The 16189-nt window shown below is 66.2% G+C and carries 18 protein-coding genes; 7 read left to right on the forward strand and 11 right to left on the reverse strand.

What is annotated here, in order from left to right; translation table 11 throughout:
• From VAE53_RS03115 to nusG, 4 genes are all read left to right on the forward strand, one after another.
• Positions 1–71 (forward strand): hypothetical protein (locus VAE53_RS03115; RefSeq protein WP_322817986.1); only part of this gene is annotated, 71 nt, incomplete at its 5' end.
• 33 nt (positions 72–104) lie between these two features.
• Complete coding sequence (rpmG, locus tag VAE53_RS03120; protein WP_297678977.1) at positions 105–272, forward strand: 50S ribosomal protein L33; 168 nt, start codon at positions 105–107, stop codon at positions 270–272.
• 5 nt (positions 273–277) lie between these two features.
• On the forward strand, positions 278–622 hold the full coding sequence (secE, locus tag VAE53_RS03125) for a preprotein translocase subunit SecE (RefSeq protein ID WP_322817905.1): 345 nt from the start codon (positions 278–280) through the stop codon (positions 620–622).
• Between the two features lie 2 nt (positions 623–624).
• Entirely contained in the window at positions 625–1308 is a 684-nt protein-coding gene (nusG, locus tag VAE53_RS03130) for a transcription termination/antitermination protein NusG (protein WP_369294015.1), read from the forward strand.
• A 119-nt stretch (positions 1309–1427) separates the two neighbouring features.
• On the opposite strand, the gene VAE53_RS03135 is transcribed toward nusG, so the two are convergent.
• From VAE53_RS03135 to VAE53_RS03145, 3 genes are all read right to left on the reverse strand, one after another.
• On the reverse strand, positions 1428–2468 hold the full coding sequence (locus VAE53_RS03135; protein ID WP_322817906.1) for an ABC transporter permease: 1041 nt from the start codon (positions 2466–2468) through the stop codon (positions 1428–1430).
• Positions 2469–2480: 12 nt separating this feature from the next.
• The gene (locus VAE53_RS03140) at positions 2481–3452 is read right to left on the reverse strand and encodes an ABC transporter permease (RefSeq protein ID WP_322817907.1); all 972 of its coding nucleotides are present in this window, start codon (positions 3450–3452) and stop codon (positions 2481–2483) included.
• A 98-nt stretch (positions 3453–3550) separates the two neighbouring features.
• Positions 3551–5365, reverse strand: a complete 1815-nt coding sequence (locus tag VAE53_RS03145; protein ID WP_322817908.1) for an ABC transporter substrate-binding protein — start codon at positions 5363–5365, stop codon at positions 3551–3553.
• Between the two features lie 290 nt (positions 5366–5655).
• Here VAE53_RS03145 and rplK point away from each other — a divergent pair, with 290 nt between their 5' ends.
• Together rplK and rplA are read left to right on the forward strand one after the other, a co-directional pair.
• The gene (rplK, locus tag VAE53_RS03150; protein ID WP_322817909.1) at positions 5656–6081 is read left to right on the forward strand and encodes a 50S ribosomal protein L11; all 426 of its coding nucleotides are present in this window, start codon (positions 5656–5658) and stop codon (positions 6079–6081) included.
• Entirely contained in the window at positions 6081–6794 is a 714-nt protein-coding gene (rplA, locus tag VAE53_RS03155) for a 50S ribosomal protein L1 (protein WP_322817910.1), read from the forward strand. Before rplK ends, rplA begins: the two co-directional genes overlap by 1 nt.
• A gap of 90 nt (positions 6795–6884) precedes the next feature.
• Here the strand turns inward: rplA and VAE53_RS03160 are convergent, their stop codons facing one another.
• Positions 6885–7223 (reverse strand): hypothetical protein, encoded by a 339-nt coding sequence (locus VAE53_RS03160; RefSeq protein WP_322817911.1) that lies wholly within the window; start codon positions 7221–7223, stop codon positions 6885–6887.
• A 281-nt stretch (positions 7224–7504) separates the two neighbouring features.
• Between VAE53_RS03160 and VAE53_RS03165 the strand changes: the two genes are divergently transcribed.
• Positions 7505–8017, forward strand: a complete 513-nt coding sequence (locus VAE53_RS03165; protein ID WP_322817912.1) for a universal stress protein — start codon at positions 7505–7507, stop codon at positions 8015–8017.
• A gap of 456 nt (positions 8018–8473) precedes the next feature.
• Here the strand turns inward: VAE53_RS03165 and VAE53_RS03170 are convergent, their stop codons facing one another.
• From VAE53_RS03170 to VAE53_RS03200, 7 genes are all read right to left on the reverse strand, one after another.
• The gene (locus tag VAE53_RS03170; RefSeq protein WP_322817913.1) at positions 8474–9208 is read right to left on the reverse strand and encodes an ABC transporter permease subunit; all 735 of its coding nucleotides are present in this window, start codon (positions 9206–9208) and stop codon (positions 8474–8476) included.
• Positions 9205–10119 (reverse strand): ABC transporter ATP-binding protein, encoded by a 915-nt coding sequence (locus tag VAE53_RS03175; protein ID WP_322817914.1) that lies wholly within the window; start codon positions 10117–10119, stop codon positions 9205–9207. The genes VAE53_RS03170 and VAE53_RS03175 overlap by 4 nt, the downstream gene beginning before the upstream one ends.
• A 76-nt stretch (positions 10120–10195) precedes the next feature.
• A complete protein-coding gene (locus VAE53_RS03180) occupies positions 10196–10972 on the reverse strand; it encodes a glucose 1-dehydrogenase (RefSeq protein ID WP_322817915.1) in 777 nt (258 codons plus the stop codon).
• Positions 10973–11182: 210 nt separating this feature from the next.
• Complete coding sequence (gene nth / locus VAE53_RS03185) at positions 11183–11863, reverse strand: endonuclease III (protein WP_322817916.1); 681 nt, start codon at positions 11861–11863, stop codon at positions 11183–11185.
• On the reverse strand, positions 11863–13023 hold the full coding sequence (locus VAE53_RS03190; protein WP_322817917.1) for an NAD(P)/FAD-dependent oxidoreductase: 1161 nt from the start codon (positions 13021–13023) through the stop codon (positions 11863–11865). Before VAE53_RS03190 ends, nth begins: the two co-directional genes overlap by 1 nt.
• A gap of 44 nt (positions 13024–13067) precedes the next feature.
• Positions 13068–15314 (reverse strand): hypothetical protein, encoded by a 2247-nt coding sequence (locus VAE53_RS03195; RefSeq protein WP_322817918.1) that lies wholly within the window; start codon positions 15312–15314, stop codon positions 13068–13070.
• A 49-nt stretch (positions 15315–15363) separates the two neighbouring features.
• The gene (locus VAE53_RS03200) at positions 15364–16128 is read right to left on the reverse strand and encodes an SDR family oxidoreductase (RefSeq protein ID WP_322817919.1); all 765 of its coding nucleotides are present in this window, start codon (positions 16126–16128) and stop codon (positions 15364–15366) included.
• Positions 16129–16189: the final 61 nt, after the last annotated feature.

The following is a 16189-nucleotide window of genomic DNA, read 5'->3' on the forward strand; positions in this document are numbered from 1 at the left end:
GCCTCCGCTTCGCCATCCGCGAAGGCGGCCGCACCGTCGGCGCCGGCGTCGTCACCAAAATCCTCGCCTGAGGCAGAGCCTAGGAGAGGGGAGGGAGTAGGCCGATGGCAAGCAAGAAGGGGGACCGGATCATCATCCACCTCCAGAGCACGGAGGGGCCGGTGTACCGGTATACGACGCAGAAGAACCGGCGAAACGATTCCAGCCGGCTGGAGCTGAAGAAGTATCACCCAGGGCTGCGCAAGCACGTCCTGTTCCGGGAGACGCGGTAACGCCCATGGCACGTACACAACGCCGGCGCGCGGTGGCCGCGGCGCCGGATGGTTCCCCGCCGGCCGAGGGTGTCGCGAAGTCGCGTCCGGTGCTCCCCAAGCCGCCGGCTGCGGCTGGCCCGATCGCGCGGCCGGAAGCGCCGAAGCGGCGGCCATTCGCGTTTCTTCGGCGGCTGCAGCCACGATTCGTGGCCGATGTGATTGCCGAGCTGCGAAAGGTGACTTGGCCGTCGTTCCAGGAGACGCGCTACCTGACGATCGTGGTGGCCATTGTGGCAGTCGTCATGGGCCTCTTCCTTGGGGCGGTCGACCTTCTCTTCGGCTGGACGATCGAGAGGCTGTTCTTTTAGCGATGACTGACGAACGCAAGGCGTACACCGCAATTTCCGGTAGCGACCCCATCGAGTCTCCGTCGAAGCGGCCTTCGCGACGACGGAAGTCGGACGACGAGCTGGAACAGGAGCAGCTGACTGACGAGGAGATCAACGCTCCGGGGCGGAAGTGGTACTTCGTCCACACGTACAGTGGGCACGAGAACAAGGTTCGCAACGCGATCAAGGCGACGGTCGAGCGCATGGACGCGGGTGACAAGGTGTTCCATGTCGTGGTGCCGACGGAGGACGAGATCGAAATTCGCGACGGCCAGCGGCGGACGGTAAAGCGGAAGCTCTACCCTGGGTATGTGCTCGTGCAGACGATCGAGTTGAAGGAGAAGGACCCTGAATCGGATGCTGTCTGGCATTTGATTCGCAATACCACGGGCGTGACGGGGTTCGTGAGCTCGGGGACGCGGCCGGTTCCGCTTTCGCAGGATGAGGTGAACCACATCCTGCGGGCGATGCGGATGGAGCAGCCGCGTGTTCGGGTGACGTTCCAGCCTGGGCAGTCGGTGCGGATCGTGGATGGGCCGTTCGAGGATTTTGTGGGTACGGTCGACGAGATCAACACGGAGAAGGGGCGGGTGAAGGTGATCGTGAATATGTTCGGTCGGGAGACGCCGGTCGAACTGGACTTTCTCCAGGTGGAGCGCGTCTAGGGGCCTGGGTAGCTCGGCCTGATGGCTCGGGGCGACTTCTGGAGGTGGTGTACAGACCAAGGCCCCCGGTCTTGTGACCGGGGGCCTTGGTGTTGCTAGGCCTATGGGCGGTGGGGCGGTTAGAAGCCGGCACGCCCGCCGCGTCCCCGCAGGCGGGGGTCGAGGACGTCACGGAGTGCGTCGCCGGCGAGGTTGAAGCCGAGGACGACGGTGGTGAGGGCCATGCCGACGATGAACGCCATCCAGGGGTCGGATGGGCCATTGCGGCGCCCTTCTTCGACCATTTTCCCCCAGGAGACGACGGTTGGGTCACCGAGGCCGAGGAAGGCGAGGGTGGCTTCGACGAGGATGTAGATGCCGATGGAGCTGGTGAAGGTGACGATGATGGGCGCAGTGATGTTGGGGAAGATGTGACGCATCATGATGCGGAAGTCGCTGGCGCCGATAGTCCGAGCGGCGAGGACGTAGACTTCTTCGCGAACGGCGAGGACGGCGCTTCGGACGATACGGGCGGAGCTGGCGGTTCCGAGGATGCCGAGGGCGATGGTATTGACGGTGAGTGTTGGGTTGGCGACGACCTGGCCGAAGAGGAGGAGGAGGACGAGTGGTGGGAATGCCTGGAGGGTATCGACGATGCGCTGGATGAAGAAGTCGACGAAACCGCTGAAGTAGGCGCTGGCGAGGCCGACGATGGTTCCGCTGATGGTGGCGATGAGTGCGGCACCGAGGCCGACGAACAGTGCGGTGCGGGAGCCATGGATGATGCGGGAGTAGAGGTCGCGGCCGAGGCCGTCGGTGCCGAGCCAGTGTTCGGCGGTGGGGCCGCCGAATCGAATGGGCAGGTCGTTCTTCTCGAGCTTCTCTGGGGGGTACTGGAGGCGGATGGTGGGATCCGTGAGGGCCTTCTCGGCGAGCTCTGGGTCGAATTCTGGGTTGGGTGCTTTGAAGATGACTTCGGGGTCGTAGCGGTCGACGGCATCGGCGAAGACGGCGGCGAAGACGCAAAGGGCGATGATGGCTACGCCGACGCCACCGAGCGGTTTGTAGCGGAAGAAGCGGCCGGTGTGCACGAGCGCCCGCACGAGTACGGGGCGGTCGCTGAGGCTACGCGGTACATCGAAGGTACCGGGGCGGTCCAAGATGGCTTGTTCCTGGGCCATGGCTGCTTCCCCCTAGGAGTAACGAATGCGCGGATCGAGGACGCCGTAGAGGAGGTCGATCGCGAGGTTGACGAAGACGACGAAGGTGGCGATGACGAGCACGAAGGCCTGCACGACGGGGACATCGCGGGCGACGATAGCGGCGAGGATGCGGCGCCCGACGCCGGGGATGGCGAAGAGGTTTTCGAAGACGACGTTGCCGGAGAGGAGGCCAGCGAGGGTGAGTCCGAGGACGGTGACGACGGGTACCATGGCGTTCTTGAGGGCGTGGCGGACGATGATGACGCGCTCGCGGAGGCCTTTGGACCAGGCGGTTCGGATGTAGTCTTGGCGGAGGACTTCGAGCATTTGGGAGCGAAGCAATCGCATGACGCTGGCCCCGGAGGCGAGGCCGCCGACGACGGCCGGGATGATGAAGAGGCGTAGGCTGGCGCCGGGGTCCTCCCAGAGGAGCGGGGCGGAGCTGATGGGAACGTCCCAGAGGCTCCATCGCACGACGTAGAGCAATGCCATGGTGGCGATCCAGAAGTTGGGCATGGCGAGGACGAGGATGGCGAAGACGCGGAGGACGTAGTCGATGGGGGTATCTTGTCGGATCGCGGAGATGATGCCGATGGGGACGGAGGTGAGGACGCCGATGACGAGCGACATGAGGGCGAGCTGGAGCGAGTAGGGGAGGCCTTCTTTCATTCCTTGGAGGGCGGACTCGCGGGTCTGGTAGGAGATGCCGAAGTCGCCGCGCAGGAGGTTGCCGAGGTAGACGAAGTAGCGCTGGACGATTGGTTTGTCGAGGCCGAGGTCTTTGCGGACTGCTTCGATTTGTTTCTGGCGGAGAGCCGGGTCGGTGGATGTTGGGTCTTGGGCGGCGATGCGTTGTGCGACGAAATCGCCGGGCAGGACGCTGGTCGCGAAGAAGACCAAGGTCGCGACGAGCCAAATGACTGGGATGTTCACGAGAACCCGGCGAAGGATGTAGGTCCTCACTCTCGATGTCCCCCTTCTGGTTGCTGTCGAAGCGGCCGCTGCGGGCCGGAGGGCCGAATTCTAGCGCCTCGCGGCCCGCAGCGGTGCATGGTGGCTGTTTAGGCTGGTCGGCCTTTCCAGGTTGGGTCGTTCTGGTCGAACCACCACTGGGTGCCGTATTGGTGCTGCTGGACGAAGGCGACGGCCTCGGGGTACTTGAGGTAGTTCCAGCGGATGGAGGAGTTGACGGCGACGAGGTTGTAGGGGATGCCGGCGCCGTAGTTCTTTACGAGTTCGCGCATGACCTCTTTGGAGAGTTCTTGGCGTTTGGCGATATCGAACTCGGTGACGGCCTGGGCGGTGAGCTGATCGACCTTGTCGATTTTGACGCCGAATTGCTGGAACTGGGGCTGGGTGGAGTTGTATTGGAGGTAGTTCAGGAGCGTGGGCTCGGGATCGGAGACTTCGGTGATCCAGCCGTACCAGATGTTGTTTTTGCCGTTGCCGTACTCTTGCTTGACGATTTTGTTGGTGATGGTGGCGTAGGGCTCGATTTTTGCGGTGAATTTGTTGCCGAGAACTTTTTGGAGCTGGTTGGTGATGAGGGCGGCGCCACCGGAGTAGAGGCCCTCCCAGATGTCGGGGATGTCGACGATGATTTCGCCGAGGGCGGGGCCACCGCCGGCTTCCCACATTTTTTTGGCTTCGGCCTCATCTTTGGCGCGGTCTTCGAGGTAGCCGGGGTAGGTGATGAGCTCTTTTTCGGTGATGGCGAAGGCTGCCTGGGTGGGCGGGACGTTGCCGGAGAGGACACCTTTGCCTTGGAGGAGCGACTGGATGAGCGCCCGACGGTCGAGTGCGCGGAAGATGGCGCCGATGAGGTTGGGGTTGTTCCATGGGGCGGCGCCGCCGTAGTAGGTGCCTGCTTGGGGGTTGCCGCTGAAGATCTTGACTTCGTGGATCTGGCCTTCGAAACGCTTGAGGAGGTCTTGGACGACTTGGTTGGAGGTGGGGATGAAGGCGTCGAGTTGTTTTTGTTCGAAGGCGGCCTGCTGGGCGGACTGGTCGGTGAAGAGCGGGAGCCATTTGACGCCGTCCCAGTTGACCTGGGTGTAGAACTTGTCGTTGCGGACCCACTCGGAGTCGCCATCGGCGGACCACTTGTTGAGCACGAAGGCGCCGGTGCCGATGACGAGGTCGGCCTTCATGTTGGCGTAGTCTTTTTCGAAGGCTTGGACGGCTTCTGGTGCTTGGACTTTGGAGTAGGAGCCGGCGAGGGTGGTGAGGAAGAAAGGATCGGGTTTGCTGAAGGTGACGCGGACGGTTTTCTCGTCGACGACTTCGACTTTTTCGACGTTGCGGTAGGCGGACTTGCGGTAGAAGTTGGGGTCGTCGGTGCCGTCGAGGAGTTTGCCGTTTTTGTTTCGGTTGATGAAGAAGGCGATGTCTTCGGCCTTGGCTTGGCGTCCGTTGACGGGCGGCTTGTTGTGCCAGAAGAGGTTGGGGCGGACGGTGAAGACGAGGGTGTTCGGGTCGGGTTGTTCCCACTTTTCGGCGAAGGCGCCTTCGATCTCGGCTTTGGTGAAGCTCTTCCACTGGGTGACGCCGAGGTTGGTCATGCCCATGAGCCAGGCGACGGGCGAGAAGCGGGAGCGGTCGACGTCGAAGGTGTCCCAGGTGTTGTTGGCGGAGACGAAGCGGGCGGTGCCGCCCTTCTGTGGGGTTTGGGCTGCGGCGGTAGGGCTCGCGGCGGGCGTTCCGGAACCGGACGGAGTCGAGGTGGTGCCGGTGGAGCCGGTGTCGTCGTCATCGTCGCCGCAGCCGACGAGGCCGAGGGCTGCCACGCCGATCCCTGCGGTGGCGGCGCCGCCGAGGACACGGCGCCGGCTGACGCCCTGGCGGGCGAGCTTCCGCTTCCAGTAGTTTTCGGACATAGGTTGAGAGAACCCCCCTTGCTGAGTTCGCCCCGCTTCGATGGAAGAGATAGAAGCAGGGGCGATTCGGGGAGTATACGCACGAGCGCCGTTCGAGGAAGTCATCGTCACGGTGAAGGGTGTTTTACCAGGGGCGAAAGGTTGGTGATTGGCGACGAATGGTGGGCATGGCTGGGGACGTTGTCCGGGAGGGCGGGCGACGCGATACTGTGTAGTTAGCCCGCGCCGTTGTGGGCGGGACTCTGTGGAGGCGTGTCTGGCGCACGCCGCTCGAACACGAGGAGACGACATTGGCGAAGAAAGTGAGGGCAGTGCTGACGCTGCAACTGCCCGCCGGGAAGGCGAACCCGGCGCCGCCGGTTGGCCCGGCTTTGGGCCAGCATGGCGTGAACATTATGGAGTTCTGCAAGGAGTACAACGCTCGGACGCAGGACAAGATCGGGCTCATCATCCCCGCGCAGCTGACGGTGTACGAGGATCGCTCGTTCACGTTCGTGCTGAAGACGCCGCCGGCGGCTGACCTGCTCCGGCGGGCGGCGGGGGTGGAAAAAGGGAGTGGGAATCCGCGCCTGAACAAGGTGGGGCGGGTGACCTCGGAGGATATTCGGAAGATTGCGGAGACGAAGCTGCCGGACCTGAACGCGAATTCGGTGGACGAGGCGATGCGGATCATCGAAGGGACGGCTCGCAGCATGGGCATCGAGGTGGTGGACTGATGCCGAAGCATGGGAAGCGTTATCGGGAAGCTGCCGCGAAGGTCGAGAAGAACCGGCTCTACGGGGTGGACGAGGCGATCGCTCTGGCGAAGGAGATCCACCCGGCGAAGTTCGACGAGACGGTGGAGCTGCACCTGAAGACGGGGCTGGACCCACGCCACGCGGAGCAGCAGATCCGGGGATCGACCGTTCTGCCCCACGGCCTCGGCAGGGTCATGCGTGTGCTGGTGTTCGCCGAGGGTGAGGCTGCGGCGGCGGCGCGCGAGGCTGGAGCGGATTTCGTGGGGAGCGATGATCTGATCAAGCAGATCGAGGGTGGCTTCCTCGACTTCGATGTGGCGATCGCGACGCGGGAGATGATGGGCAAGGTGGGGCGGCTCGGGCGGATTCTCGGGCCGCGCGGGTTGATGCCGAACCCTCGTTCAGGGACGGTGGTGGGTGCGGAGGATATCGCGCGCTCTGTCCAGGAGGCGAAGCAGGGGCGGGTGGAATTCCGCTTGGACCGCCTGGCGAACATTCATGTGCCGCTGGGGAAGGTTTCGTTCGAGGACCAGAAGCTCAAGGAGAACATGGCGGCGCTCATCGAGGCGGTGAACGCGGCCAAGCCGAAGGAGGCGAAGGGTCAGTACATCCGCAGTGCGACGCTGACGACGACGATGGGGCCCGGGATTCATTTGGACCTGGGGCAGACGCTCTCGCTGAAGCTCACCTGAGCGATTTCGGATTCTCGAAAGCAACAGGCCCGGCTGATATCAGCCGGGCCTGTTTGTTTGCCGTGGTGCGACGTTGGATTGGGGGGTTCGTCAGTGGGCTGGGGCGTGGGCGTCGTGGCCATGGCTATCACCGTGGCCGTGGGCATCGTCTTCTGCGGGGAGGTCACGGGAGCGCATGATCGATATGGGCGCGACCCATTCGGGATTCTCGGGGAAGCCGCCGACCTGGCGTTTGAAGAGGTAGAAGACGCCCATGACGATGGCGAAGACAGCGACGCCAGCGAGGGACCAGAGAACGGCAGGGAGGACGTCGATGTCCCCGGAGCTCGTGGTGGCGGCGCCGTGGCCGTCATCGGCCAGGGTGGCGGAGGCGGTCGCTAGGGCGAGAAGTGTCGGGACGATGATGCGGAGGGTCAGGCGCGTCTTCATCGGGGATGAGTGTAGCAGCCGAGGCGGTTGGGGCCACTGCCCTCGTTCCGGGGCATGAAAATAGGGCCGGTGGATGTGTGGAGCGGACACGACATCCAGCGCGACCCACATCTTTTTAGCACTTGCTCAGCCTATGGCGCAAGGGGGGCGTTCGAAAATTTCTGCTCATGACGATTTGTCCACTCTTGGTACGGTCGGACCTAGCGGCAGGGCCGATTGGCCGGGGCTGCGCGACTTCCGAGCGGACAGAATTGCCTTCCAATCACGAGGGGGGATGCGCAATGCGAGCGCTGGTACCGTTGGATGGAAGCGAGACGGCTCTTGCGATCTTGCCGGCCGTTCGTCGGTTGGTGGAGATGGCACCGGGGATCGAGGTCCACCTGGTGACGGTGCTCGACCCCCAAGCGGTGCGGGGACGGATGGAAAGGCCTGTCCCGGAGCCTCTGGGCATGGCGACGGGTACGACGGTCGTGCGGATTCCGGCGCCGCGGCTTATCGAAAGCCACGGGGAGGCGGTCGCCAGGAAATCGACGGAATGGCGCGAGAGGCTGGAGGGGATCGCTAGCGGTGAGCTGGCAGGGGCGACGTGTGTGGTCCATGTGGAGTGGGCGCATCAGGCAGCGAAGGCGATCATCGAGTTGGCGAACGAGCTGGACGTGGATGTGATCGCGATGGCCACGCACGGCCGCTCGGGGCTCTCGCACCTCCTGGCGGGCAGCGTAACGGAGGAGGTTATCCGGGAAAGCGGGCGGCCGGTGCTCGTGGTTCGAGTACGCCATCGAGACGGGGCCTGACGAGGCAGGCCGTGCTGGGGTGACCAGTGCCGGGGTGGCTCCCGGGAGGATGAGCGGCCGAGGAGGGCGGATACGAGCGCGGCCGCTTTCACTTCTGCTGTTCGGTGGTGGACGGCGATGGCGCGATGGACGGTGACGGTGGGGATGACGACGAGGGCAGAGAGGACCACCGGTCCGGCGGGCGCGAGCGGGCCGGCTCCTTCGGCGAGGACCGACGTTGCTGCCGGTCGGACCGAGCTGGCGAACGTGGCCCCGGACACGACGACGGCCGCGAGCGGTGGAGTCCGCCCGTTGGGGCGACGAGGCGGAAAGGGCACCGAGGCGCGGGACGATGGCCGCGGGGGATGGCGGTTCGAACGCGGACGCGGACCGAGCTGAACCGGGCCGGGATGGACATGGGACGGGGCTACGGATTCGATAGGCAGAGGGCGATCGCGCGCGAGGCGCGACGTCAGGTCAGACGTGGCTGATGGCCCGTTCGCGATCGAAGGCGCGGACGGCGAGACGCCAAAGGGCGGCATCGAGGAGCGCGGTGGCTGCGGCGAAGAGGAGCCAGGTTACGACGCTAGGGTCGATCGTTCGGGTGACGACGAGGAGAACGGGGAGCATGGACGGGAGCAGGACGAGGCCGGCGAGGTGCTCGGCGATTCGCACGTCGCGGGCGCGGGCGGAGAAGATGAGGCCGGTGAGGGTGGAGAAGAGGGCGAGCAGGGGGCTGCAGAGAAGAAATCCGAGGGGCCATGTCCAGTCGAGTGCCGGCGAACGGACGGGCTCGGCCACGGCCGCCATGACGACGATCATGTAGGCGAGGTAGATGCTGAAGGAGGCGAGAAGCGTCGGGACGAGGATGGCAGTGACCTTGCCAGCGAGGAGCTGCCTGTCGGTGAGTGGAAGGGTGAGGAGGGGCTCGAGGGTGCCTTGGTCGCGTTCGCCGATGATGCCGTAGGCGGCCATGGTGGCGGGCATGATGACGGGGGTGAGGAAGAAGCAGAACATGGCCTGCCCAACGGCGAAATCGGGCCCGCCGATGGCGCGCCCGGGGGTGTACAGGAGCAGGTTGAGGACGGGCAGGAGGAGGAAGGCAACCGGGAGGATGGTTGCGCTGATGACGATCATGCGGTGGCGACGTAGCTCGCGGAGCTCTTTGCGGGCGAGCGCCATGATGGCTGGGTTGGCGGCAAGGATGGTCATGCGGCGAGGCTCCCGGGGAGCGGCTGGCTCATGAGTTCGAGGTAGGCGCGCTCGAGGTCGCCGGCGGGCTGGACGGCGACGATTCGGGCGCCGGCGGCGACGAGACGGGCGACGAGTTCCGGGGTATCGCGCTCGGCATCGACGAGGCGGCAGCGCACGGCGGCGTTGGCCCACCAGGTTTCGCGGACTGCGGGGAAGGACTCGATGGCGCGGCGGACTGGGGTATCGACGATGCCGGCGAGTTCGACTTCGACGATGTTGCCGAGGAGGGACGCGCGAACCTGCCTCGGGGTGCCGAGGCGGAGGAGTCGGCCTTCGCGGAGGATGGCGACGCGGTCGCAGAGCCGTTCGGCCTCGGCGAGTCGGTGGGTGTTGAGGAGGACGGTGGTTCCTTCGTGAGCGAGGTCTCGGATGAGGGTCTCCATAGAGGCGGCAGCGGAGGGGTCGAGCCCGGACGATGGTTCGTCGAGGAGCAGGACCGATGGGCGATGGACGATGGCCCGGGCGAGTGCGACGCGCTGCTTGAGCCCCTTGGAGAGGCTGCCGACGAGGTCGTTCCGGCGATCTTCGAGGGCAACGAAGTGGAGGGCGTTGGCGACGGCCGCGTCGGGGTCGGGCAGCTGGTGGACTTCGGCCCAGAAGCGGATGTTGGCGTCGACGGTCTGGCGTTCGTAGAGGCTTGGCCGCTCGGGCATGACGCCGATGTGGCGGCGGACCTGCATGGCATCGGTGACGACGTCGTAGGAGAGGAGGCGGACGGTACCCGCGTGGGGTGGGAGGAGGGTGGCGAGCATGCGGAGGGCGGTGGTCTTGCCGGAGCCGTTTGGACCGAGGAGTCCGAATATCTCGCCGTGGTCGATGGCGAGGGTGAGTTCGTGCAGTGCGACGCGGTCGCCGTAGCGACGTGTCACGGCGAGGCATTCGATGGCCGGGCCGGCACACTTCACCACATTGGTAAGAATCGGCGGGGCAGCGGGCTTGGGTTAGTCAGCGGGCCATGCGCCCACCGTCGATGGGGATGATGGTGCCGGTGAGGTAGGTGGCGTCGGGGCTGCAGAGGTAGGCGACGAGGGCGGCGACCTCGGCGGGCTCGCCGTAGCGCCCGAGTGGGATGGAGCTGGCGAGCTGGCGATGGACGGCGTCGGGTTCGTCCGGGTTGATGCCACGTTCGAGGGAGCGCATCATGCGGGTTTCGATTGGGGCGGGGCAAACGGCGCAGACGCGGATGCCGAATGGGGCGAGCTCGAGGGCGGCCGTTTTGGTCATTCCGATGACGGCGTGTTTGCTGGCGCCGTAGGCGATGATGCCGGGGGTGCCGGTGAGACCGGCGACCGAGGCGGTATTGACGATGCAGCCACCGCCAGAGGCGGCCATGATCGGGGCGACGTACTTCATGCCGAGCCACACGCCTTTGACGTTGACGGCGAGGACGCGATCGAACTGGTCTTCGGGGTATTGGAGCATGGGGCCTATCCAGCCTTCGATGCCGGCGTTGTTGAAGAAGGCGTCGATGCGACCGAATCGCTCGCGGGCGGCTTTGGCGTAGTTCTCGACATCGGCGGAGCGGGTGACGTCGGCTGGGATGGCGAGTGTCGGGGCGCCGGCGGCCTCAGCAGCGGCGACGACTTCTTCGAGGGCAGTGCTTGGAAGGTCGACTGCGACGATGGCGGCGCCTTCCTGTGCGAATCGTTCGACGGCTGCCCGGCCGATGCCGCCGGCGGCTCCGGTGATGACGGCGACTTTGCCTTCGAATCGACGTTCCATGGGTTCCTCCGTTGGTTCAGGGGATAGGTGGTTCGAGCCCGCCGGGGACCGGGAGCCGGGGCGGCTGGCTATCCGCTCGGCGGTGCGGCCCACTGAGGAGCGACGGGAGTATGGCCATGGATGGTGCCAGGGCCAGCATGGGGAAAGACGTGCGAACGCCGTGGGCGATGGCGACTTCGGGGGCGCCGGTGGTGTCGCACGAGGGGAACTCTACGCGGGGGCCGTGCCCGTCTCAATGGCGGGGAGCGGTGCGCCGCGGGAGGGGCATTCGATAAGGGGGCAGCGTTCGCAAGCGGGGCGTCGGGCTGAGCAGATTCGGCGGCCGTGTTTGATCAGGAGCATGTGGAAGGGGTAGTAGTCGGCGGGGTCGACGAGGGCTTCGAGGAGGTCGTGGGCGCGTTCGGGGGTGGTTGTTCGGGGGACGAGCCCGAGGCGTTTGGCTACCCGTTCGACGTGGGTATCGACGGGAAGCGCGGGCAGGCCGAGTGCGAAGAGGAGGACGCAGGCGGCAGTTTTGGGGCCGACACCGGGGAGGGAACGAAGCCACGCCCGGGCTTCGTCGAGGGGCATGGTGCGGAGGAATCCAAGGTCGAAATCTGGGGAGCGGGCCTCGATGGCCTGCAGGGTGGCCTTGATGCGCGGTGCCTTTTGGCGGGCGAGGCCACCCGGTTGGATGGCGGTTTCGATGGCCTCTAGCGGGGCTTCGGCGATGGCCTTCCAGGAGGGGAAGTGACGCATGAGAGCGATGAACGCGCGCCCGCTGTTGGTGTCGGAGGTGTTTTGGCTAAGGATGGTGAGGACCAGTTCGGCGACGGGGTCGCCACTGGGCTGGAGCACCGGCATGCCATAGAGCGGGGCGAGGCGAGCGACGATGGCCTTGGGCGCGAGCATCAGGGGATGCGGAGCCGACGGGCGGCGATGGCTGGGAGGAGGGGAACGCGGGTCGCTTCGCGGGCGTAGGTGGATTCGCCACGCTGGACGGCGAAGAAGGCGTTCCAGAGCAATGGGATGGCGCGGGTGGCGTGCATCCAGGGGCCGGGGAAACGGCCGAGCATGCCGTAGAACATGGAGGCAATGAGCCGAGCGGCTCGCAATTCGGGCATCAATTCGCGGTCGATGTCCCGTTGGTAGGTGCTCAGGGGCGATTCACCGGCGAGACTCCTGAGGACGGACCGAGCGGCGATGCGGCCGGACTCGATGGCGTAGAAGATGCCTTCTTGGGTGAACTCATCGGCGAGGCCTGCGGCGTCGCCGGCGAGGATCACGTGGTCGTTGGCGATGGGCTCGGCGCCCCGGCGGAAGCGGATTTTGTGGCCGCGGGCGATTTCGATCGTGGCGCCTTGGAGCCCGAGTCGATCGAGGTAGGAGTGGACCTGCGCCTTCATGGTGGGGGCTTGGTCGGGTGGGAGCACGATGCCGATGGAAAGGACGCGGGCTTTGGGGAAGACCCACGCGTACCCCCACGGGCGATAGCCAAGTTCGATGAAGGCTGTGGCTCGGTTGGCGAGGCGGCGGGGTTCTGGGGTGCGGACTTCGACTTCGTAGGCGGCGCATTCGGCGAGGCCGAGGCCGATACCGGCCATTCGACCGACAGGGGAGTGGGCGCCGTCGGCGGCGACGAGGTAGGGGGCTTCGGCGTGGAATCCGTCTTCGGCGGTGACGCGGACGGTGGTCGGGGAGATTTCGAGCGACCGAACTGCGGTGCCGGGGCGGAACGCAGCGCCGGCCCGGGAGGCGTGGTCGAGGAGTAGGGCATCGAACCGTTCGCGCATGACCATGGCCGCGAACGGGGTGCCGGAATCGCGGACAAAACGGTGCTTGCCGCGCCAGGCGATATCGAGCAGGGAGACTTCGTCTTCGATGACGGAATCGATAGGGAAGGGGAGGAGGCGGGCGGTGCGACGGGGGATGCCGCCGCCGCAGGCTTTGTAACGGGGGAAGGTGGCGCGGTCGAGGAGGAGGACCTCCGCGCCGGCGGCGGCGAGCTCGCGGGCGGCGGTGCTTCCGGCGGGGCCGGCACCGACGACGATGGCGTCGAAGCGTCGCTCCATGGTGTGACTGTAGCGGCCCCACGCGGGTGGATGAAGCTTGGCGCTTACTCGGGGGTGTTTTCCCAGTCTTTCCAGCTTCCGCGCCGGGCGTCGGCTTCGATGTAGTGGCCTTGGCCGACCTTCTTGGTGGCTGGCGGGCTTTCGAGGCGGCGGAGCAGGGCCCAGACGGCGAAGCTGAGCGCGGCCATGGTCGCGGTCAGCAGGGCGAGGCGCTGGATGCCGCGGGCGGATGCTCCGTCCCAGGTTTCGTAGGCCTGGCGAGCGAGGCGAAGGGCCCGTGTTCCGTCTCCTTCGGCGAGCGCGCGCTCAGCGGCTTCGAGTTTGGCGTCGGGGTCGGTGAAGAGGATGCCGATGCGGGCGAAGAATCCTGGGCTGAAGGTATCGCGCTTTTCGTGGGCGAGGGCGATGAGCTTGGCGGCGGCGGCGGCGTTGACGCTTCCGGTGACGCCGGAGGCTGCGGCGGTGCGGGCACCGGTGAAGTCGCCGCGCTCGTAGCGTTCGCGGGCTTCGCGGAGGCCTTGGAGGAATGGCGAATCTGGGGGTTCATCGGCGAGCTGTTCCTGGGCGGCCTGGATGGCGATGACTGCTTGCCGCTGGTCTTCGACGAGGCGTGCAGTTTCGGAGAGGCGGGATTTGCCCCATGCGCTGGCGACAGCGTCGGGGGTGGAGAGGCCGGCGGCTGTGGCGAGGTCGGTGGCGGAGCGGTAGGCGGCGATGATGCGGTCGCCTTCCGCGACCTGGGAGGCGATCGGCTCGAAGACCCAGGCTATGAGGTTGTTGTAGATGTCAGTGGGGATGCCGGAGCCAAGTCCTGCGGCTTGGGCCCGGTCGCGGAGGGCTTTGACGAGGTCGTGGGCGGCGCGGCGCTGGGCGAGGAGGGGCTTGGCGGTCTCGGGGACGAACACCCAGTCGAGGAAGAGCTGGTCAAGGTTGCGGCCGGTGAGGAATTCGGCCTGGTCCATGAACCAGCCTTCTTTAAGGCGCCAGCGGGCGGGTTCGTCGTCGATGCGGGAGAGGATGGTGGTCATGTTCTGGCGGCCGCCGATGGCTTCTTCGTAGGTGAACCAGAAATCTCCGGAACGGCCGTACCAGTAGGTGGGGTCGCCTGCGAGCGAGGAGCCCCAGGAGGCGAGGGGGAAGTCGAGACCGGAGGACTTCCAGTCGAGGGCACGAGGGCTGATGCCGAGCTGGGGGGCGATGACTCTGGTTGCCCATTCGGCGAGGCCCTCCCAAAGGAAGGGGCGGGCGAGCTGGGTGGAGCCTGCCCATTGGTGGGCGAGTTCATGGATGGTGACTTCGTCGTCGATGCCGCCGGAACCGTGGGAAAGGAGCACCTGGCCGAGGCCGGAGAAGGCGACGCCTGCGATGCCGAAGGTGCCGATGTTGTAGGACTGGCGCATGGTGACGTCGGTGAAGGGGTAGGGAAAACCGAAGAGGGTTTCGAGCAGGGGGAAGGCTTGGCGGGCGATGGCGAACTGTCGTGCGGCCCAGTCGGCGTCGCGACGGAAGTATTTGAGTGTCATGGTGACTTGGCGGCCGTCGGGCATGGTGACGGGCTCGGAGAGGATGCCGCGTTGGGCTTCGTCGGTGACGGAGAGTGCGAAGGCGGAGAAGACGCCGGGTGCGGTTCGTTGGCGGCAGCGGTCGTCGAGGGCGGCGCATCGTTCGAGGACGCTCGGGTCGTCGGCGGAGAGGGCGACGAGGAAGACGTCGCCGCAGACCCAGCGCTGGAGGCCGCTTTTCGCGACGTTGTCGGGCTGGTCGCGGCCGAGGAGGCAGCCGGGGTCGAGGACATTGTCGCCGGATTTGGGGACGTCGACGAATACCCACGAACCTGGGCCTTGGCCGATGAAGGGGACTTCGATGAGGCCAGGTTGGATCCGGATGAGGGGTCCGGTGACGGTAGGGAGCCGGTAGGAGGCTTCGAGGGTGACCCTGCGGTTGGGCTTGAGTGGCTCTGGGAGGGTGACGGTGGCGAGGGCTGTCCAGCGTGCGGCTTCATCACCGGGGTCGAGGGTGAACTGAAGGGGGGTGCCGTTGCGGACGATGGCGAGGTCCTGGGCGTGTGGCAGGACGTAGAGGGGGACCGTCGCGATGTCGGCGGAGGACTGGTTGAGGTATTCGATGTGGACGTCGACGCTGACGGTCCCGGCGGGGGTGTCGAGGCGGTAGGTGGTTTCGGAGGCGGAGGCGAGGGGTGGCTGTTGGGCGGTGGCGGTGCTCGGTGCGCCGGCGAGCACCATGAGGAGTGCGGCGAGCAGGGCGATGCCGAGAGGGGTGCGAACGTTCACATGGTTAGGTTCGGCGGCGGCGTTGGGGCTGCGCAGGGGCGAGCCGGTTTCAGTTCACGAGGACGCCGCCGTCGACGGGAAGGACGACGCCGGTGACCCAGCGGGCCTCGTCGGAGCAGAGGTAGACGGCTGCCCAGGCGATGTCCCATGCGGTGCCTTCGATGCCGAGGGCGGTGGACTTCCGGCGGGCTTCGCGGGTGGCCTCGGACATGCCCGCGGCGACCATGGGTGTGTAGGCAGGGCCGGGAGCGATGGCGTTGACGCGGATGCCTTGGCGGCCGTGGTCGGCTGCCATTGCCCGGGTGAGTGCTTCGACGGCGCCTTTGGAGGCGGCGTACGGGGCGAGGCCGCGGCCGCGGAGCGAGGCGATGGAGGAGATGTTGAGGATGGCGCCGCCGCCTGAGGTGGACATGGCGGGAATGGCGTACTTGCTGGCGAGGACCATGCTCGTGACGTTGACGCGCATTTGGAGCTCCCAATCTGGGAGCTCGATCTCGGGGATGTGGCTGCGGATGCCGATTCCGACGTTGTTGACGAGGATATCGAGACGTCCCCACCGTTCGATGGCGCGGTCGACCATCATCCGGCAGGCTGGTTCGCTGGTGACGTCGGCTTGGAGTGGTTCGGCTTGGCCACCTTCGTCGGCGACCATGCGGGCGGTGAGCTCGGCTGCTTCGGCACGACGGTCGACGAGCAGGACGCGGGCACCTTCGCGTGCGAAGAGGATGGAGATGGCACGACCGTTGCCGACGCCGTCGGACTGGGAGCCGGCGCCGGTGACGATGGCGACTTTGCCGGAAAGCCGACCGGCCACGACGCACCTCGGGGATGGGGTTGGCGGATTGTAGCAAGTGTCGCTTGGAAGTGGCGGCGGG

The organism is Tepidiforma sp. (assembly GCF_034432735.1).
GTDB lineage: Bacteria > Chloroflexota > Dehalococcoidia > Tepidiformales > Tepidiformaceae > Tepidiforma.